Annotated in this window: 18 protein-coding genes; 5 read left to right on the plus strand and 13 right to left on the minus strand. The window is 72.8% G+C overall.

Features of this window, described 5'->3' with window-relative positions; translation table 11 throughout:
• Positions 1 to 244: 244 nt before the first annotated feature.
• The 4 genes from WMF43_RS47200 to WMF43_RS47215 form a co-directional block, all read right to left on the minus strand.
• Complete coding sequence (locus WMF43_RS47200) at positions 245 to 787, minus strand: hypothetical protein (RefSeq protein WP_437675419.1); 543 nt, start codon at positions 785 to 787, stop codon at positions 245 to 247.
• 4 nt (positions 788 to 791) lie between these two features.
• A complete protein-coding gene (locus WMF43_RS47205) occupies positions 792 to 1,910 on the minus strand; it encodes a hypothetical protein (protein ID WP_437675421.1) in 1,119 nt (372 codons plus the stop codon).
• 8 nt (positions 1,911 to 1,918) lie between these two features.
• The gene (locus WMF43_RS47210) at positions 1,919 to 2,593 is read right to left on the minus strand and encodes a hypothetical protein (RefSeq protein ID WP_437675423.1); all 675 of its coding nucleotides are present in this window, start codon (positions 2,591 to 2,593) and stop codon (positions 1,919 to 1,921) included.
• Between the two features lie 318 nt (positions 2,594 to 2,911).
• Positions 2,912 to 3,331 (minus strand): hypothetical protein, encoded by a 420-nt coding sequence (locus WMF43_RS47215; RefSeq protein ID WP_437675425.1) that lies wholly within the window; start codon positions 3,329 to 3,331, stop codon positions 2,912 to 2,914.
• Positions 3,332 to 3,677: 346 nt separating this feature from the next.
• Here WMF43_RS47215 and WMF43_RS47220 point away from each other — a divergent pair, with 346 nt between their 5' ends.
• Entirely contained in the window at positions 3,678 to 3,983 is a 306-nt protein-coding gene (locus WMF43_RS47220; protein ID WP_437675426.1) for a hypothetical protein, read from the plus strand.
• Here WMF43_RS47220 and WMF43_RS47225 read toward each other — a convergent pair.
• The 3 genes from WMF43_RS47225 to WMF43_RS47235 all read right to left on the minus strand — a co-directional run bounded on the left by WMF43_RS47225 (position 3,980) and on the right by WMF43_RS47235 (position 6,066).
• The gene (locus WMF43_RS47225) at positions 3,980 to 4,390 is read right to left on the minus strand and encodes a response regulator (protein WP_437675428.1); all 411 of its coding nucleotides are present in this window, start codon (positions 4,388 to 4,390) and stop codon (positions 3,980 to 3,982) included. The genes WMF43_RS47220 and WMF43_RS47225 overlap by 4 nt on opposite strands.
• 256 nt (positions 4,391 to 4,646) lie before the next feature.
• Positions 4,647 to 5,828, minus strand: a complete 1,182-nt coding sequence (locus WMF43_RS47230; RefSeq protein ID WP_437675429.1) for a hypothetical protein — start codon at positions 5,826 to 5,828, stop codon at positions 4,647 to 4,649.
• 16 nt (positions 5,829 to 5,844) lie between these two features.
• On the minus strand, positions 5,845 to 6,066 hold the full coding sequence (locus WMF43_RS47235) for a DUF350 domain-containing protein (RefSeq protein WP_437675431.1): 222 nt from the start codon (positions 6,064 to 6,066) through the stop codon (positions 5,845 to 5,847).
• A 186-nt stretch (positions 6,067 to 6,252) separates the two neighbouring features.
• Here WMF43_RS47235 and WMF43_RS47240 point away from each other — a divergent pair, with 186 nt between their 5' ends.
• The 3 genes from WMF43_RS47240 to WMF43_RS47250 are packed head-to-tail and all read left to right on the plus strand — an operon-like array spanning position 6,253 to position 10,881.
• Positions 6,253 to 8,124, plus strand: coding sequence for an insulinase family protein (locus WMF43_RS47240; protein ID WP_437675433.1), 1,872 nt, complete (start codon positions 6,253 to 6,255; stop codon positions 8,122 to 8,124).
• A gap of 4 nt (positions 8,125 to 8,128) precedes the next feature.
• Entirely contained in the window at positions 8,129 to 9,865 is a 1,737-nt protein-coding gene (locus WMF43_RS47245) for a M16 family metallopeptidase (RefSeq protein ID WP_437675435.1), read from the plus strand.
• Positions 9,862 to 10,881, plus strand: coding sequence for a hypothetical protein (locus tag WMF43_RS47250; protein WP_437675437.1), 1,020 nt, complete (start codon positions 9,862 to 9,864; stop codon positions 10,879 to 10,881). The genes WMF43_RS47245 and WMF43_RS47250 overlap by 4 nt, the downstream gene beginning before the upstream one ends.
• Before the next feature lie 348 nt (positions 10,882 to 11,229).
• On the opposite strand, the gene WMF43_RS47255 is transcribed toward WMF43_RS47250, so the two are convergent.
• Positions 11,230 to 11,769, minus strand: a complete 540-nt coding sequence (locus WMF43_RS47255) for a hypothetical protein (protein WP_437675438.1) — start codon at positions 11,767 to 11,769, stop codon at positions 11,230 to 11,232.
• Positions 11,770 to 12,088: 319 nt separating this feature from the next.
• Positions 12,089 to 12,607 carry a MarR family winged helix-turn-helix transcriptional regulator gene (locus WMF43_RS47260; protein WP_437675440.1) on the minus strand — a complete coding sequence of 173 codons (519 nt, stop codon included), beginning with the start codon at positions 12,605 to 12,607 and terminating at the stop codon, positions 12,089 to 12,091.
• 45 nt (positions 12,608 to 12,652) lie between these two features.
• On the opposite strand from WMF43_RS47260, the gene WMF43_RS47265 reads away from it, so the two are divergent.
• The gene (locus WMF43_RS47265; RefSeq protein WP_437675442.1) at positions 12,653 to 14,158 is read left to right on the plus strand and encodes an FAD-dependent oxidoreductase; all 1,506 of its coding nucleotides are present in this window, start codon (positions 12,653 to 12,655) and stop codon (positions 14,156 to 14,158) included.
• 16 nt (positions 14,159 to 14,174) lie between these two features.
• Here WMF43_RS47265 and WMF43_RS47270 read toward each other — a convergent pair whose 3' ends face one another.
• The 4 genes from WMF43_RS47270 to WMF43_RS47285 form a co-directional block, all read right to left on the minus strand.
• Positions 14,175 to 14,903 carry a metallophosphoesterase family protein gene (locus WMF43_RS47270; RefSeq protein WP_437675444.1) on the minus strand — a complete coding sequence of 243 codons (729 nt, stop codon included), beginning with the start codon at positions 14,901 to 14,903 and terminating at the stop codon, positions 14,175 to 14,177.
• A gap of 187 nt (positions 14,904 to 15,090) precedes the next feature.
• Positions 15,091 to 15,993 carry a sulfate ABC transporter permease gene (locus WMF43_RS47275; RefSeq protein WP_437675446.1) on the minus strand — a complete coding sequence of 301 codons (903 nt, stop codon included), beginning with the start codon at positions 15,991 to 15,993 and terminating at the stop codon, positions 15,091 to 15,093.
• Positions 15,994 to 16,024: 31 nt separating this feature from the next.
• A complete protein-coding gene (locus WMF43_RS47280) occupies positions 16,025 to 16,927 on the minus strand; it encodes an ABC transporter permease (protein ID WP_437675448.1) in 903 nt (300 codons plus the stop codon).
• Positions 16,927 to 18,003, minus strand: a complete 1,077-nt coding sequence (locus WMF43_RS47285; RefSeq protein ID WP_437675450.1) for a sulfate ABC transporter substrate-binding protein — start codon at positions 18,001 to 18,003, stop codon at positions 16,927 to 16,929. The genes WMF43_RS47280 and WMF43_RS47285 overlap by 1 nt, the downstream gene beginning before the upstream one ends.
• Positions 18,004 to 18,036: the final 33 nt, after the last annotated feature.

Below are 18,036 nucleotides of genomic sequence, written 5' to 3' on the forward strand. Positions count from 1 at the left end.
GAGGCGTTCGTCATCCGGGCCGGAACGCGTCGTCATCGGATCGAAGGCAGTCGTCGCCCGGCCCGAGGCAGTCGTCATCCGGGCCGGAGCGCGTCGTCACCCGGCCCGAGGCAGTCGTCATCCGGGCCGGAGCGCGCCGTCATCGGATCGGAGGCAATCGTCATCCGGGCCGGAACGCGCCGTCACCCGGCCCGAGGCAGTCGTCACCCGATCAGGGACCGATGCGTCCCATCGCCGACCACGCCTACCAGAAGATCCGGCCCGCCACCGTCGGCTCCACGCTGGCCCCGGACCACGCGAGCGTCTTGATGAAGCGGACACCGCACGTCGCTACGACCGCCGCGTGCTGGCTCGACAGGTAGGCCGTCCCGGCCTCCACGGCTGGGAAGAATCCGAGGTACCGCAAGCACAAGCCCCACGCGTTGCATACGGGGATGCGCCCGAAGTCGAGCCGCGCCGAGAGCTCGAAGGACAGCGGCACGCGGAATGGCATGACCCGGGCTGCCGCCGTCGGGCCTCCCAGCACGCCGAGCCAGCGCGCGTCGCCTCCCAGACCGAAGAGCCCCACGTCGGCTCCGAGACCGATGTCCACGGCTTCACGGACGGGCCATCGATGAAGGGCAGCGATCGATGGCAGGAGGCCGCCGGTCGCCCGCGAGCCGCGTGCCCCCAGCACGACGTAGGCCGCCTTGACGTCGACCTGCCATCGCGGCGGCGTGCCCTCTTCCGCGCGGGCGCCCGCGGACACGAGCGACATCGCGACGGACGCGGCGACGGTCGCTTTCAAGGAGCTACCGCCTCTTCTCCGGCGGCACATCGTCTGCCAGCAGGCGCTCTCGAGCGCCGCGGACCGCCGCGATCCAGTGCGCCTGGGCGGGGTCGCTGTCCCACGGCGGGGCTTCCCGGTAGAGCGTGTCCCAGTACTCGCGCGCCGCCGCCTCGGCCGTCGCCAGCTCGCCCTCGCCGTCGGGCGCGTCATCGACGCGGTCCGCGAAGGCACGCCATGGTTCCGAGGTGTGATGGCTGAGGCTCGGCCACGGTCGGCCGGGCGCCCCGTCGAAGAGCCCACCGCTGCTCTGGAGATAAGCTTCGTAGGCGCTCCGGGCGATGGCATCTCGCCGGCGACGCATGACATGCCTCGTGCAGGTATCGCGGTACGCCTGGGCCCATTCGCGGTCCTCCTCCGGCACGTCCTCGCGCCAGGCGCTCGCATACAGCTCCCGCAGCTCCTGCTTGCGCGACAGCAACTCATCCCGATCTTTCGCGTCCGGCAAAGCCCGGATGGCTCGCTCGCGCGCGGCCGCCCGTCCGGGGTACTCCGGCAGCCCGGCCCCCCAGTACCAGGGCGGCTCCAGCATTGGAGGGATCGGCCTCTTCATGGATCTCGGTCGCCGGCGGCGCCCGAGCTGAAAGCCCCTCTGGAAGGCGCAGAGCGCCTGAGACCGGTGCTGCTCGGCCGTGTCGCCCGACGATAACGTCTGCCACAGGTAGGTCCGGCGGAGGCGCGACGCAGCATCGGCCGCTGCTCGATCGCTCTCGCCGGCATGCGCCTCCTCGAAAGCCCCCATGAAGGCGAGGAACGCGCTCTCGACGGCGTCGAGCAGCATCGGCCACGGGGGGCTGAACTCCCCGGGGACGGGGGCATGGCTGCCCTGGAGCGCGCCTGCACTCACCTTCGGATCCGTGCCGCTCGGCCTGGGACCGTCAATCGGTTTCGCGAATTTCTCACGATGCGCCGCTGCCCATGCACGGTCCTCCTCCGGCAGGTCGTCGCGCCATGCTTCGGCGCACAGCTTGCCTAGATCCTCGAAGTGAGGCTTCCATTCCTCGGGATTCTTGGTCGAGAACAGCACGTGTCCGATGGCCGCCTCGCGCACGACCCGGGGTACGAGGGGCTGCGATTCCCACATCGAAGGTCTCATCGAGAATCTCCGGGCTCTGCGCCGGTCGGGACGGTGGGCTCTGCGCCGGCCGGGTCGGCGGGACCCGGGGGGCATCCCCATCCGGGCCCAGCGCCGAGCGGGCAGAGGAGCGGAACGAGCTCGGGGAAAACCCATCCAGGAGGCGGGGCGGGCATCCCGATCATTGCATCGATGACGTCGTCTATCGTGACCTCGTCGGGGTCTATCAGCTCGGGCGGCACGTTGTCCGGCTCATAGCGGAAATCCCACACGAACCTGCACTCGACGCTGGAACCTCCAGGCACCGGCAGGCTGTTCATGAGGTCGGTTTCCCTCAATTGACGCTCAAGCGATTCCCATTCGTCCTTGCACATGACGTAGGTCACCGCGAAAGGCCTCTCGATGAGGCACTCGAACATGTCGGCGACGGTATACCTCGGCTCTTGGTCGGCCCAGTCGCTCCACTGGCCGCCCGCCTGGTAGCGGCACTGGAGCTTGCCCATCTGATCGTTCTTGTCCTTGTACTCCAGCCAATCCCACGCCCTGACGTTCATGACCACTTGCTTCAGGAGCGATATATTGCCCGGTGGCATGGCCGCGATCCGGCTTCTCAGCTCGGCGCGGTCGTCAGGGTCTACGATCGAGCAGCCGAAGGGGAGCAGAACCAGCAGGCCAGCGAGCAGATGTCTCATCGGTCCCCTCGCGAGATGGGCAGAATCCACGTGCGCGCGAGCGGACCCTACCAGCAGTGCGCGACGCCGGTCAAGGCTTGGAGTCGCCGTCTGAAAAACGGCCCCGTGGAGGAGCGCGCATCGACCGATCGGAGCAGTCCCGTCGGCGTGCGTTGGGGCGGTGCTGGGCTGTCACCAGGTCATAACGAAACTCCCACGCCAGCCTTCGCTCATGGCGACGATGACCACGAGGACGAGAACGGGAGCAGAGCCAGGTGAACCGCTCTGCGGGGAAGGCCCGCCCCCGATGCGCTGCGACGAAGACGAGCGACCCCCGACTCAGATGATCAGAATCACATCGATATCGCTCTCCGCCGGGACCACGCCCCCCGCCGGCACACAAGGCTCGTTGGCCGGCGCGAGGCGGAGCGACCCTGACGACCGCACCCGCGCGCTCTCGGGCGCACGCCCGCCGCCCTCCGCCGCGCCGGGCGACGGCTCGCGGTGCGCGCGCCCAGGGCAGCCGGCGATCGCGGCGCGCACCGCGCGGAAGACCCCCTCCGCCCCGAGCCCGCCGAGCTCCTCGGCCGCCGTGGCCAGGCGCTCGTCGACGCACGCGGCGCACGGCGTCTCGCTCGAGACGAGCCGCACGACGAGCGTCGCATCCGAGCTGCCGAGCTCGGCCATCTTGAACGGGACCGCGAGCGCCGAGCCGCTGCCCACATCGACGCTGATGAGGAGGTGAGCGCCGTCACGCACGATCACCGTCTGACGCGGAGCTCGGCCGCTCGTCTCCGCCGCCGCCGCCGCAGCGGACGCGCGACGACCCGTGTTGACAAGGACCCACAGACGATCGGAGCTCGCCTGTCCGCTCGTTTCCACAGCGTTGCTGGTGCGGCCTTCTGCCATTCGCTCCCTCCGAGAAAGCGAACCTATCGCCGCCAGAGGCGGACGGCGATGGGCCCGCCGGACAGACAATGTCCACACCGGGGAGTCCGCTCCGGACGCCTCTCCCGTATGCCAGCGCGCCGGCGCTTCGCCCGCGACGCGTCCATTGCGCGGCTCGGCGCAAGGGAGTAATCAGAGCTCCGGGGAGGGTAGAAAAGTGAATGATCCAGAGCGAAGCCACCACCACTCGGATCAGGGGCCGGGCGGCGCCGAGATGGATCGCGCGCCGCTCGGGATCCTGTTCCTCGCTGCAGCGTTCGCGCTGGCGCTCCTGCTGACGGTCGTCGGGCTGCTCGCCTTCGCGGCCATGACCCCACGGTCGCCGTCGGCGCCAGAGCTGCGCGGGGCGGCCGCCGCCCCGCGGGTCGCGAGCTGGCGGCCGGGCTCGGTCTCGACGTTTCAACAGCCGGCCGGGCTCGACAGCGCCGTGCGGCCGACCGGGCTCGACAGCGCTGACGGCTAGCCGCAGGTCTTCTGGACCACGCCGAGCAGGGCTCCGAAGTCGACTGGCTTCTTCAGGTAGCCGGGGCTGTCGGGCGGGGCCTCGTTGCCGGAGACGATGGTCACCGGAATGGCCGCGAGCGCGTGCACCTGCTTCAGCGCCGCGAGCATCTCCTCGCCGGTCATGATGGGCATCATCAGGTCGAGCAGGATGAGCCCGGGCGGCGGGTCCGCCTCGTGCAGCAGATCCAGCGCCTCCTTGCCGTTGCTGGCGCAGTAGACGTCGTAGCCGGCGGCCTCGAGCATCTCCCGGAGCATCTCGCGCAGCTCGGCGTCGTCGTCGACCAAGAGGACAGGGGCGCGTGGGTTCGGGGGAATCGGCGTCACGCGCGGCGTGTTGGGCCCGCCGGTTGGCAGGGGCTCACTCATTGCTGTCACCTCGTCCGGGCTGCGCAAGCATGCAGAAGCGATAGCAGGCGAAAGCCATGGACGCATCGCATGCTCCTGGCATGTCCGGATCTTCTCCAGGTCCGTGGTCCCAGGTCGCGCCCGGCGGCGCCGCTCCGCGAGCTGAGCCGAGGGCGGGGGCGAGGGCGAGGGGCGTGGCGGGAAGCGTGGCGGGATGGCCGAGCGCCGCGAGCGAGTCCATGCGAAGCGCGGAGCGTCGCGGGAGTTTCGCCGCGGGTCAAGCCTCTCCGCGCGACGGGCGAGCGTCCCCGCGCGCCGCGCGCGCGCCGCCGGACCGGCCGGGCCCGAACCCGAGCGCGCGCGCCTGGGCCGGGCCGGTGTGGCGGCGGCGCCAGAGCACCGCGTCGAGCGCGTAGTGCACGGCCTGCGGGAGCGCGAGCAGCGGCACGAGCAGCGCCCGCGCCAGCGGCCCGAGCAGCGGATCCGAGGCGGCGCCGCCGAAGAGCTCCGGCCGATCGTGCCAGACGAGGCGATCCCAGAGCATCTCCTCGGCGAACGCGAGCGCGAGCGCGATGCCGAGGAAGGTGAGCAGCCCGCCGGCGAGCAGCCGCGCGAGGAGCGAGCCGGGCACCTCGCGGGCCCGCTCGCGGCCGTACGCGAACAGGAGCGCCATGTACGGCACCCCGTGCACGACGACGTTCGTGACCGTGAACTGGAGGTCGCTGTTGGTCGCGACGATGCCGACGTACCATGTCGCCGCCGTCGTCGCCACGACGACGTGTTTGCCGAGGTTCAGCGGCGCGCGCGCGACGCGGGCCCTCTGGATCGCGCGCGCGACGTAGGCGGCGGCGAGCGCGGCGTACACGGCGCCGAGCGGGCCCACCGCGGCCGCGAGCCAGGGGGCGCTCACGAAGTCGCCAGCGACGAACCACTGGAACGCGCGCGGCGGGGCGGCGTGCCAGCAGAGGAGCGGCCACCCCGTCGCCGCGTAGATGAGCGCGTCGTCGAGGTAACGGTCGAGGCGCGCGCGCTCGCCGGCGAGCGCGCGGTAGATCGCGACCCACCCGATCTGCTGGCGGACGAAGTGGATCACGGCGGCGTAGGCGAGCGCGCGCCAGAAGGTCAGCTCGGAGGCGAGGTGCAGCGCGACGCCCGCGGCGTAGCAGGCGAGCGGCACGCCGGCGTAGAGCGCGGGGTGGCGGCGGAGCTCCTCGCGATCGAGGTACGTGCGGAAGAGCGTGGTGTGCACGTGGGCCACGTCCACGCCGATCACGAAGAGCAGGAAGCCCCACGCGGGGAGCTCGCCGCCCGCGGGGAGCGCCGCGATCGCGAGCGCCGCCGCCGCGGAGCCGCCGAACACGGCGAGGTCGCGGCCGCGGCTCCACAGGAAGGCGGAGGAGGCCGCGCCGCGGCGCGCGGCCGGCAGCGCGGCGAGGAGGTCGGGCCCGGCCGAGGCCAACGCGAGACCCCGCGCGTCAGCCGTGGATCGCGGCGGAGATGATCCAGGCGAGGCCCAGGATCACCGCGCCGATCACGATCGCGAGCGCGGTGTTCTGATCCTCCTCGATCTCCTTGCGGATGGAGAACGGGGTGAGCTTCGTGATGATCACGAACGCGAGCAGGAAGACGACCAGCCCGAGGGCGACGAAGACGAGCGTTCCGACCACGGCTTTCATCAGGTTCTGCACGTCGGGCATCGGCGGTTCTCTCTGAGCTCGGGGCGGCGCGCGGCTCGGGCCGGGGCGCGGGACGACTGCTGCGGGCGAGCCTACGCGAGTCGCCCGGCAGCGTGAAGCGGGCTCGCCGCGCCGCGGCGGAACTCGCCGCGGCGCGGCGGAAGCAGACCGGCGCGCGCCCGGCCGGCGACGTGCTATCGCGTTGCCGTGCCGACGACGGTGAGCCGCATCCTGCCCCGCCGCGCCCTGCTCCGCCGCGCCCTCATGGCCGGGCTGGCGGCGCTCGGTCTGATCGGCGCGGGCGCGCCCTGGTCTGCCTCCGCCGCGCCGGAGGCGCCGGGCAGCTCCGCGCCGAGGACGCCGGTCGCCAATGCGCCGAAGGCGCCGGGCAGCGCCGCGCCGAGGACGCCGGCCGCGGATGCGCCGAGGACGCCGGCCGCGGATGCGCCGAAGACGCCGGGCGGCGCCGCACCGAAGACGCCGGCCGCTGCCGCGCCGAAGCCGCCGGCCGCGGATGCGCCGAAGGCGCCGGCCACCGCCGCACCGAAGGCGCCGGCCCCGGAAGCGCAGCGCAAGCCGGCCGGCGGGCGTGCGCCAGGCGCCGGCGCGCCGGCGAGGACCGCGGCGCGCGCCGCGGAGCCGCCCGCCGACGTGCCGCTCGCGCTCTCGCTGCCCGTGGAGCGGGCGACGCTCCAGAACGGATTGCGCGTCGTGCTCAGCGCCGACAGGAGCGCGCCCGCCGTCGCCGTGGCCGTGGCGTACGACGCGGGCTTCCGCGACGAGCCGAGCGGCAGGAGCGGCGTCGCCAGCCTCGTCGCAGGCATGATGGGCCGGGGCAGCCGCAACGTGCCCCCGGGCGGGCACCTGCGCCTCGTGACCGAGCGCGGCGGCGAGCTCTCGACCACCGTCGAGGCCGACCGCACGACCTACGTGGAGGTGATGCCCGCGAGCGAGCTCGCGCTCGCGCTGTGGCTCGAGGCCGACCGCATGCGGGCGCCCGACCTGAGCGCGGCGGGCTTCGAAGCGCAGCACCGGGAAGCCCAGGAGCGCCGCGGCGCGGTCCTCGGCGCGGCGTACGGCCAGGGCGCCGTCCGGCTCGGGGAGCTCGTCTTCCAGGGGTACTGGCCCTACGAGCACCCCGCGCTCGGCGAGGCGGACGACGTCGCCGGCGCGGAGCTCTCCTGGGTCCGCGAGTTCCACGCCGCCCACTACGGCCCGGGCAACGCGGTGCTCACGATCGTCGGCGACTTCGACCCCGGCGAGGCGATGGCGCTCGTGCGCAAGCACTTCGACGACATCCCGGCCGCCGCCGCCGCGCCCTTCAAGGACGTCCCGTTCCCCGAGCAGACGAGCCAGCGCACCGCGGTGGTGCGGGACAGCGCCGCCCGCGTGCCGGCCATCCTCTACGGGTGGGCCGTCCCGCCGCGAGCGCACCGGGATCACGACGCGCTGGAGCTCGCGGCCGTCCTGCTCGGCCAGGGCGAGAGCGCGCGCCTCGAGGCGCTCCTGGTCACGGACAAGGCGGTCGCGCAGTCGGTGCGGGTCTCGACCCGCGGCCACCGCGGGCCGGATCTGTTCGGCATCGACGTGCGGCTCGCGGACGGCGCCCGGGTCGGCGACGTCGAGAAGCTCATCGAGGGCGAGATCCGCGCGCTCGCGACGGCGGGGCCGGCTCCCGCCGAGCTCGCGAAGGCGCGCCGGCTCCTCCAGTCGGCGTTCGTCGCGGGCCTCGCGGACGTGGGCGCGCGGGCGCGGGCGCTCGGCGAGCGCGAGCTGCTCTTCGGGGACGCGGCCCACCTGAACGGCGAGCTCGCGCGCTACTTCGCGGTGACCCGCGAGGACGTGCAGCGGGCCGTGCGCGATCACCTCGGCCCGACGCGCAGGACGATCGTGGAGACGTACCCGCCCGCCGCCGCGGAGCCGGCCCGGGCGCCCGCGCGCGTGGCGGCGCCGCAGGCCGGAGGCGCCGCGCGCGCGGGCGCGCCGGCGGCGCAGGGCAAGAAGGCCCCGGCGAAGGCGCGCGGCGGGGCGGCGCGGCCTGCGCCGAAGAAGAAGCCGACGAAGCCGAAGAAGAAGTGAGGCGATGAGCGAGCGAAGCGAGCGAGGCGACCGGGACGACCAGCGCGACGGGCGCGACCAGCGCGACGGGCGCGACCAGCGCGACGGGCGCGATGGGCACGAACCACGCGCCCTGGGCGACCGCCACGGACGACCGATGAAGCGCCCCTGGCCCCGCTGGATCGCGGCGCTCGCCGTGGCCCTCGCCTGCGGGTGCACCCCCGCGGGGCGCGCCTCGCGGCCGCCGGCCCCCGCGGCCGCCCCGGCGAAGGACGCGCCGGCGGGGGCGCGCCCCGAGGCCGCGGCCCGCGAGCAGCCCCCGCCGTCCGGACCCGCGCGCCCCGCGCGCATGCCCGCGATCACCTGGGCCGAGCTCCCCAGCGGCCTGAGCGTCGCCACCGCGGTGAACCGCGCGCTGCCCCTCGTCGAGGTCCGCGCGCTGATCCGCGGCGGCGCGGCGGCCGACGGCGAGCTCACCGGGCTCGCCGCGCTCACCGGGGAGCTCGCGCTGCACGGCGGCGCCGGCGGCCTCCCCGGCCGCGAGCTGCTCGCGCGCGTCGAGTCGCTCGGCGCCTCGCTCCGGGTCGACACCGGCCTGGACGCGACGGTGATCAGCCTCCGCGTCACGAAGGAGCACCTCGCCGAGGCGGTTCAGCTGCTCGGGTTCGTCGTGCAGCGCCCGCGGCTCGACCCCGCGGAGCTCGCGAAGCTCAAGGCCCGCGCCGTCGAGGCGGCCCGCGAGCGCGCCCACACCGACCCCCGCTGGGGGGCGCTGATGGTCCTCTTCCGCGACCTCTACGCGCTCCCCGGCGAGCTGCACCCGTACGCCTCCTTCGAGGCGACCGCGGCGGAGCTCCCGAGGATCACCGCCGCCGACTGCCGCGCGTTCCACGGAAGGTGGTACGTCCCGAAGAACACGGTGGTGGTGGTCGCGGGCGACACCACGCCCGAGGCCGCGCGCGTGGCCGTGGAGAAGGCGTTCCCCGAGCGCCGCGGGGACGAGCCGCCGGGGCTCTCGTTCACCGATCCCCTCCCCCCCGCGTCGCTCAAGATCACGATCGTCGATCGCCCGCGGAGCGCGCAGAGCGAGGTCTTCGTCGGCGTCCTCGGCCCCGAGCGCGGCGACCCGGCGTGGCCCGCGTTCGCGGCCGCGAGCCAGGTGCTCGGCGGCCCTTCGGGCTGGCTGTCGCAGGAGCTCGTCGAGCGGCGCGGGGCGGCGCGCGCGGCGTCCTCGACGACGTTCGACGTCGCGCACGGGCCCGTCCCGCTCGTGGCCCACGCGAGCGCCGCGGCGGAGCGGACGGGCGCCGTCGCGCAGGCGCTGCTCGCGCAGGCCGAGCGGCTCGCCACCACGATGCCGTCGCAGGAGGAGATCGACGCCGCGGCGCGCCGGATCTCCGCCGGGCTCGGCCTCGGCGTCGGGACGGCCGGCGGCCTCGCCGACGAGATCGTGGCCCTGCAGGTGCTCGGGCTGCCGGATGAGCACCACGACGGCTACCGCAAGGAGCTCCGGGACCTCACCCCGCCCCTCGTGGGCAAGGTCGCGGCCGATCACGTGCGGCCGTCGCGCGCCGTGCTGGTCGTCTCCGGCGACGCCCAGGTGATCGGGCCCATGCTGAGCCGCCTCGCCGACGTGAAGGTGGTCGACCCGACCCGCGGCTTCGAGCGGAAGCGCACGATCCCGCGGGACGCGGCCGCTGCGAGCGATCCGGGCCAGGCGCCGGACGGCGCGCGCGCCGCCCCCGCCGAGGAGCGGCCATGACACGGTCGCCGCGCCCGGCGAGTGTCCCCGCGCGCCGCGCGCGCATCGCCGGGCCGGCGGCTCGCGCCGTCGCGCTCGCGGTGGGCCTCGCGGCCGCCGCGCCGGGCCGCGCCGGGGCGCAGCCGAGGCCTGCCCCGGTCGACCCCGCGCCGGCGCCGCCGCGCCCTGCCGGGCCGCTCGACGGCGCGACGTACGACTACGACCACCCGGCGGCGCCGGCGGCCGGGCCTGCCCGGCAGGGGGCAGCGCCCGCCGCCGACGCGGCCGCGCCCGCGGTGCCGCCGGAGCAGCGGTGGCTCGGGCGCGCGTTCGTGCACCGCCTGGCCGCCGCGGATCCCGCGCGGCCGCTGCCGGTGCTCGTGTTCCTGCACGGCACCAACACCGCGCAGATCAAGCACCGCTGGATGGGGGGAGGCCAGGAGGGCGACGTCCGGCAAATCGCGGCGCAGCTCATGGAATCGGGCCAGATCCCGCCGATCGTCGTCGCCGCGCCGAGCGCGGTGCTCCCGGCTGCCGCCGGCGTGGCGCGGACGAGCTGGCCTGCCTTCGACCTCGGCACGTTCCTCGACGCCACGGCCGCGCGCCTGCGCGGCGTCGCGACCCTCGACCGCACGCGTGTCCTCGTCGCGGCCCACTCCGGCGGCGGCTGCAACACGGCGGGCGGCATCGCGACCGCGCTGCGCGTGTCCCCTCCCGCGCACGCCGCGCTCGCGATCGACACGTGCATGGACGTCGAGCTCGCGCCCCTCCTCGCGCAGGCCGCTCCGGCGACGCACGTCGTCGTGTCGTGGCAGACGATGACCTGGGCCAAGCGCCCCCTCCGCGACTTCGCGCTGGCCTTCCAGCGCGCCGCCGAGGCGCCGCCGGCCGCGCCCGGCGTCCTCCGCGAGCTCGAGCACCTCCACCCGACGGAGCCGATGCCCCACGACGCGATGGTGCCCCTGGTGCTGCGCCGGTGGCTGCCGCCGCTGCTCTCCCCGGACGCAGCCCCCCGCGTGCCCTGCATCTCACCTTGAGCGGCGGGCACCCGCTTCGGATACGGGCCCATCTCGACGTTTTCGGTGCTCAGCGCACAGGAGTGCGCTTGCGCGCCGAAAACGCCGATCTGGGCCCGTCTCCTGTGCGGGTGACCGCCGCTCTGGGCGGCGCTCGTGGCAGGGGGGCGCAAAAAAAAAGAGCGCCCGGGCGACGGTGGGGGGGGAACCGTCCGTCAGGCGCTCTGCTGTCGGGTATTAGCAGGAGCTGGGCCAGGACCTTCCTGGCGAAGGTTCATCACGTTACGCACGCACCTGGCGCTGTCCGGGTTTCATTCGGGACCGGGTGGGTTTCATGGATGAAACGCCGGAGCGCCGCCCTGCCGGCGGTTACGCGGTGCGGTGCGGCTGGCCGCCGGTCCCGGCCGCGCCGGCGGCCCCGCGGCGCGCCTTCGCCACGCGCCGCGCGTGCTGCCGGATGTGCTCCACCGCCTTGTCGAAGAAGACCTCGGGCGAGCTCTTGTTGATGGTGATCTGCTCCCCGCCGACGAGGACGACGAGGAGGCCCTTGTCGGTCCTGCCCACCGCGAAGAAGTCGACGGTGAACGGCAGCTCGTCCTCGATGGTGAGCGACAGCTGGCACTTCAAGACCTCTCCGACGCCCGGCTGACTCTCGACGACGAACCGCTGAAGCAGCCCGTTCGCGTGCGCGTCCCCGGTCACCCGGTTGAGCGCCCACTTGTCCTTGGGCCAGGCCATGTGGTCCCGGAGCTCGTATATCCAGTGCAAGAGCTCCTCGGCGACCTGGCCGATCGCCGCCTTGGACGCGTCGTAGGAGAGCTTCACTTGCTCGTATTTCGTCATCGGGGACTCCATCGCTCCTCGGCCGACATCAGCGAGGCTCTCGTCGACGTCGGGCCTTCTGGGCATCCATGATCGTTGTCGTGGTCCCGGAGAGCGTCTCCTACCATGGAATCCGGCCCGATCCAATCCGTCCACCCGGCCGCGCGCTCGCATCGCGCTCGCATCGCGCTCGCATCGCGCTCGCATCGCGCTCGCATCGCGCTTGCCTCGCCCTGACGGCGCAGCGCGCGTCGACGCGGCGCTCGAGGGGGCGGCTCTCTCTGGGGCCTCGCTGTCGGAGAGGTCGAGCCCGGCTGCCCGCGGCTGACGCTCAACGGCTGACCGATGGCCGCCGCCGGTGTCTTCTCCCGAGCGACACCCGTCGAGGACGGGCGTGGTCTGCCCCTCAGGTCTTGTCCGTTCCGCCTGACGACGCCATCAAGTCGTCCACGAACCGGCGCATCAGGCGCACCAGGTCGCTGAAGTCTTCCTCGCTCCACTTGGCGAGGATAGGGGCCGCAATCCTCTGACGCGCGGCGTCCAAGGCGTCCGTCACCTGCCGCCCCTTGTCGGTGATCACCGCCTCGTGGACGCGGCGATCGGCTGGGCTCGGTCGACGCTCGATCAGCCCCAGGCTCTCGAGCTTCGCGACCTGGCGGCTGACGGTCGTGTAATCGCGCCCGGCTCGGTCCGAGAGCTCGACCACGCCGATCGGCCCGAAGCGCTCGATCCCCACCAGCAACCGGAAGAGGGCTGGATCCAGGGAGACGCCCGCCTCCGCGAGCAGCGCCTGATCGCGCTGCGGCTGATTCATGACCGCGATCAGATCGATCATGGCGCCGTGGAGCTCGCGGAGCTTCTTCTTTGTAATCCGTGTATTTTGCACAAATTCTCTTGACGCTCCGGGAGGCGTAACTATATGCATAGTACACATATCTGAGACGCAGTCCAAAAGAAAGCGGAGCTCGCCGTGGAATCTAATTTTTCAGCGGATGTACTGATCGTCGGCGCAGGTGCTTCTGGGTTGACCCTGGCCATCGAGCTCGCCCGTCGGGGCGCTTCGTTCCGGCTCATCGACAGGATGGACGGGCCGTTTCGCGGCTCGCGCGGCAAAGGGATCCAGCCGCGCAGCCAGGAGGTGTTCGAGGATCTGGGCATCCTCGATCGCGTCGTCGCGGCCGGCGGCCTGTACCCACCCCCGCGGGTGTATCGCGACGATGGAAGCTACGAGGAGTCGCCGCTCATGGAGCCTCAGGACCCGTCGCCCGGCGAGCCCTATCGTCTGCCGCTGCTCGTGCCCCAGTTCCTGACCGAGGCCGCGATGCGCGAGCGGCTGGCGGAGCTCGGGAGCTCCCCGGAGTTCGGCCGCGAGCTGAAGCGCTTCGAGCAGGACGGCGAGGGCGTGAGCGCCCGTATCGCCGGCCCGACGGGCGAGGAGACCGTCCGCGTCCGCTACCTCGTCGGAGCGGACGGCGGCCGCAGCGTCGTACGGCACGCGCTCGCGATCGGCTTCCCCGGCAAGACCCTGGGGGTGCGCGCCCTCGTCGCCGACGTCGTCCTGGAGGGGCTCAGCAGGGCCGCCTGGCATCGCTTCAACGACGGGTCCATGGAAAAGCAGATGTCGCTGTGCCCGCTCGCCGGCACCGACATGTTCCAGCTGCAGGCGCCGATTCCCCTGGAGGGCGATGTCGATCTCTCCGCGGAAGGCCTCACGGCGATGGTCGCGGGCCGCACGGGCCGAGGCGACATCGTGATCCGTTCGGTCTCCTGGGCCTCCGCCTACACCATGAACGCGCGCCTCGCCGACCGCTACCGGGACGGGCGCGTCTTGCTCGCCGGCGACGCCGCGCACATCCACCCGCCGACGGGTGGGCAGGGCCTCAACACGAGCGTGCAGGATGCCTACAACCTCGGCTGGAAGCTCGCCGCCGTGCTGGCAGGTGCGCCGGAGACGCTGCTCGCGACCTACGAGGAGGAGCGCCGGCCGATCGCCGCGGAGACGCTCGGCCTGACGACGAAGCTCCTCGATGCGGCCAGGCGAGGCGACATGCGCCGCGGCCGCGAGGTGCATCAGCTCGATCTGGGGTATCCGGAGTCGTCGCTGGCCATGCAGAAGCCGAAACGCAGCGGCGGCATCCTCGCGGGCGGCCGAGCGCCGGACGCGCCCGTCCGCGGCGCGGCGGGGATGCCGACACGGCTCTTCAAGCTCTTCCAAGGTCCGCATTGGACCTTGCTGGGTTACGGGCTGGACCGGCTCTCGGCCGTCAAGCCGCGCCCCGGACTTCACATCCACGCCGTCGGGCCGCACGGCGACATCGTCGATGAAGGCGGCCATCTCCGCGCTGCCTACGGCGTGTCGCACGGCGACTGGGTGCTCGTCCGGCCGGACGGATATATCGGCGCCATCGTGTCGTCCGATCATGCACCGGCGCTGGAAACCTACCTTGCCAGCGTCGGCCTCCCATCACGGGGATGACGAGGACGCGAGCGCGCTAGGCGTACTGCCGGAGCAGCGAGTCGCGCATCGGGTTGTCGCACGCCTTCACGGCCGCGCGCAGCGCGTCCCGGTCGACCGGCACCCGGTGCAGGCTCACGTTGACGGCGCCCCCGCGCGCCTCCACCGTCGCGTACTCGGCGTGATGCAGCAGCGTCGGCGGCCCGCCGTTCGCATACTCCTTGAAGGGGAGCCCGACGCTGCCCGGGTTCACGAGCAGCGTGCCGCGGTGCTGTCGGAGCATCTGTACGTGGGTATGCCCCCCGGCCATCACCGTCGCCGCGTGGCCCGCGAGGCGGCGATCCATCTCCTCTGGCGGCGTGTCTGCGAGCAGGTCCTCCATGTGCGAGCGGGGCGAGCCGTGGAACAGGAGGAGCGTCGCGCCGCCCTCCAGCGGGACCGTGAGGCGCGCCTGGAACGTGCGCAGGAACCCGAGATCGTCCGCCGAGAGCTGGTCGCGGCACCAGTCCACCGCGTCGACGACGACAGGCGCCTCGGTGTACGTGCGGATCAGCTCCGGATCCAGCATGAACTCGTCGTGGTTGCCGAGGATGCACGGGCACCCGAGCTCCCGCAGCATGTCGAGGATCGCCCCCGGCCGCGGCCCCAGCGTCGCCACGTCGCCGAGGCAGATCACCTGATCCACGCCGGCCGCCTGGATGCCGGCCAGCACGGCCCTGAGCGCCACCTCGTTGCCGTGAATATCGGAAATCAGCGCGATCCGCATGGGATGGACCTCCTCGTGGGCGGCCAGCGAGCCGCTTCACGCGGCGCTCGCCGCATCGCGGCGGCGCGGCGGTCGAACGACGGACCTGAGACGATAGACCATGTCCCGCGGCGCCTCCAGGCACATCGGGCGGGCTGACCATGTCCTCTACCCGGCGTTACCCGGCGTTACCCGGCGTTACCCGGCGTTACCCGCCGTGCTTCCGCTTCAGCTCGCCCTTGAACCGCCACTCCACCGCCGCCTTCACCGCCAGCGTGACCACCGACACGCCGGCGAGCAGGCTGGCCACGGCGAACGCGGGCACGACCCGCACCATGTTGGCGTAATAGACCCGCTCCACGTGGAGCGGCAGCGTCACCTGATCGGACGATCCGGCCGAGACCACATACACCGCGCCGAACTCCCCCATGGCCCTGGCGGTGCACAGGACCACCCCGTAGAGCAGGCCCCACCGGATGTTGGGCAGCGTGACGCGCCAGAAGATCTGCCAGCCGTTCGCGCCGAGGACGCGGGCGATCTGCTCCTCCTCGTCCCCCTGCGCCTGCATCAGCGGGATGAGCTCCCGCGCGACGAACGGGAAGGTGATGAACACCGTGGCGAGCACGATGCCGGGCAGCGCGAAGATGATCTTGGTCGAGAGCTCGAGGCTGAACAGGCCGAGGCTCACCACGTAGGTCTTGTTCACGTACGCGCCGAGCAGCCCGTTCGCCCCGAAGAGCAGGACGAGGCACAGGCCGGCGACCACGGGCGAGATCGAGAACGGCAGGTCGATCAGGGTGACGAGCAGGCTCTTGCCCCGGAAATCGAACTTCGTCACGGCCCACGCCGCCGAGAGGCCGAAGAGCGTGTTGAGCGGCACCGCGATGGCCGTCGTGAGCAGCGTGAGCCCGGCCGCGCGGAACGTCGCCCGGTCGAGGACCGCCGCCCCGTAGGCGCGCAGGCCCTCGCCGAGGGCGTGCCAGAAGATCACCCCGAGCGGCAGGACGAGGAACACGCCCACGAGCAGCACGCAGAGGCCGATCAGCAGGCGACGGGTCCGCCGGTCGCCGGCGGGCTCTGCCCTGTTCACCCGGGGGCGCTCGGCGAGCATCCCGTACCCTGGGATCCGGCGGCCGGGGCGCTCAGCCCGGCGCCCCGCGGCGCACGGCGGCGCGCTGGATGAGGTTGATCACGAGGAGCAGCGCGAACGACGCGCCGAGGAGCAGGACCGCGACCGCGGTCGCGTCGGCGTAGTTCCCCGTCTCGTTCACCTCGATCATCTTGACGATCACCTGCGAGGCGATCTCCGTGGCGGGGAGGTTGCCGGAGATGAAGATGACCGAGCCGTACTCGCCGAGCCCGCGCGCGAGCGCCAGCGCGAAGCCCGTGAGCAGCGCCGGCGCGAGCTCGGGCAGCACGATGGAGCGGAAGATCCGGAAGCGGCCGGCGCCGAGCGTGGCCGCGCTCTCCTCGACGTCCCGGCTCAGGTCCTCGATCACCGGCTGCAGCGTGCGCACCACGAACGGCAGCCCGACGAAGCACATCGCGAGCACCACGCCGAGCGGCGCCAGGGCGATCCGGTCGTAGACGGTCCACGCGATCGGCCACCCCCCGTGGTCGAACCCGCGCCACGCGGGCCACGGGTACCGGAAGCCCAGGTCGGCGAGCGCCCCGCCGATCCAGCCGTTGTCGGCGTAGAGCGTCGAGAGCGCGATCCCGGTCACGGCCGTGGGCAACGCGAACGGCAGGTCGATCACCGCGTCGAGGACGCGGGCGAAGGGGAAGGTGTAGCGGCCGAGCACCCACGCGATGAGCAGGCCGATGAACACGTCGAGGGTCGCCGCGGCGAGCGACGCGCCGAGGGTGAACCGGACCGCCGCGGCGACCCAGCCGCTCGTCACGACCTGGGTGAACCGCGCCCAGCCGAGCTCCGCGGTCCTGAAGAACAGCGCGGAGAGCGGCAGGAGGACCACGAGGCTCAGGGTGAGCACCGCGACGCCCAGGGAGAGGGAGAACCCGGGGAGCACGCGCGCGCGGCGGGACATCACTTCTTCCGCATCTTGTCGAGCTCGGCCCCCTGGCCGAAGTGCACGTTCATCACGGTCGGCCAGTCGCTGAAATGGTCCTTGAAGCGGAACAGCGTCAGCGGCCTGAGCTTCTCGGCGTGTTTCTTCGCGATCGCCTCGTTGTACGGCCGGTTGTAGCGCCGCGCGATGAGCTCCTGGCCCTCGTCGGAGAAGTGGAACTTGACGTACGCCTCGGCGATCTCCTTGACGCCGTGCCGCTCGGCGACCTTGTCGACCACGGCGAGCGGGACCTCGATCGTGATCGAGTCCGAGGGGACGACGACCTCGAACTGGCCGGTGGTCGACGGGTCGTTCGCGATCTGGAGGATCTCGTTCTCCCAGCCGAAGAGGACGTCGCCCGTGCGCTGCGCGATGAAGCGGGTGGACGAGCCGCGCATGGCCGGGTCGAGGAGGGCGTCGTCGTAGACCTTCGTGGTGAACTCGCGCGCGGCGGCCTCGGCCTCCGCGTCGGTCTTGCCCTCGGCCTTCGCCTTGCGCACGGCGTGCGCCCAGGTCGAGAGGTAGATCCACCGCGCGCCGCCGCCGGTCTTCGGATCCGGGCACAGGGACACGACCTCGGGCCGCGCGAGATCCTCCCAGCCCTTCACCTGCTTGGGGTTGCCGGCGCGCACGAGGAAGATGACCGCGGACGTGTACGGCACCGACCCGTTCGGCAGGCGCTCGCGCCAGCTCGCCGGGAGCAGGCCGGCCTTGGCGATGGTGTCGACGTCGAAATCGACCGAGAGGGCCGCGACGTCGGTCTCCTTCCCGGCCGCGATGTCGCGGGCCTGCTTGCCCGAGGGGCCGTGATCGGTCTCGACGTCGACGTCCTTGCCCGTCGTCTGCTTGTACCACCGCTCGAACGCCGGATTGAGCTCCTGGTAGAGCTCGCGGGTCGGGTCGTAAGACGACACCGCGAGCTTCGTGACCTGCGCCGTCGCGCCGCCCTCGGGCGCGGCCGTCGTCGTCTTCTTCTCCTCGCACCCGGCGCCGGCGAGCAGCAGGGCGGAGGAGGCCAGCGCGAGCGCGGTGTGGAGCGGCGTTCTCTTCTTCATGAGCTCATCCCTGGAGGGTCGGAGGGACGGCTA

It is taken from the genome of Sorangium sp. So ce131 (assembly GCF_051519095.1).
Classification (GTDB): Bacteria; Myxococcota_A; Polyangia; order Polyangiales; family Polyangiaceae; genus Sorangium.

What these genes read in the sequence shown, in the direction of transcription:
- WMF43_RS47205 (WP_437675421.1), bottom strand. Translation starts at nt 1,910, where the DNA reads ATGTGGGAATCGCAGCCCCTCGTACCCCGGGTCGTGCGCGAGGCGGCC.
- WMF43_RS47210 (WP_437675423.1), bottom strand. Translation starts at nt 2,593, where the DNA reads ATGAGACATCTGCTCGCTGGCCTGCTGGTTCTGCTCCCCTTCGGCTGC.
- WMF43_RS47225 (WP_437675428.1), bottom strand. Translation starts at nt 4,390, where the DNA reads ATGAGTGAGCCCCTGCCAACCGGCGGGCCCAACACGCCGCGCGTGACG.
- WMF43_RS47235 (WP_437675431.1), bottom strand. Translation starts at nt 6,066, where the DNA reads ATGCCCGACGTGCAGAACCTGATGAAAGCCGTGGTCGGAACGCTCGTC.
- WMF43_RS47245 (WP_437675435.1), top strand. Translation starts at nt 8,129, where the DNA reads ATGAGCGAGCGAAGCGAGCGAGGCGACCGGGACGACCAGCGCGACGGG.
- WMF43_RS47250 (WP_437675437.1), top strand. Translation starts at nt 9,862, where the DNA reads ATGACACGGTCGCCGCGCCCGGCGAGTGTCCCCGCGCGCCGCGCGCGC.
- WMF43_RS47255 (WP_437675438.1), bottom strand. Translation starts at nt 11,769, where the DNA reads ATGCCCAGAAGGCCCGACGTCGACGAGAGCCTCGCTGATGTCGGCCGA.
- WMF43_RS47260 (WP_437675440.1), bottom strand. Translation starts at nt 12,607, where the DNA reads ATGCATATAGTTACGCCTCCCGGAGCGTCAAGAGAATTTGTGCAAAAT.
- WMF43_RS47270 (WP_437675444.1), bottom strand. Translation starts at nt 14,903, where the DNA reads ATGCGGATCGCGCTGATTTCCGATATTCACGGCAACGAGGTGGCGCTC.
- WMF43_RS47275 (WP_437675446.1), bottom strand. Translation starts at nt 15,993, where the DNA reads ATGCTCGCCGAGCGCCCCCGGGTGAACAGGGCAGAGCCCGCCGGCGAC.
- WMF43_RS47280 (WP_437675448.1), bottom strand. Translation starts at nt 16,927, where the DNA reads ATGTCCCGCCGCGCGCGCGTGCTCCCCGGGTTCTCCCTCTCCCTGGGC.
- WMF43_RS47285 (WP_437675450.1), bottom strand. Translation starts at nt 18,003, where the DNA reads ATGAAGAAGAGAACGCCGCTCCACACCGCGCTCGCGCTGGCCTCCTCC.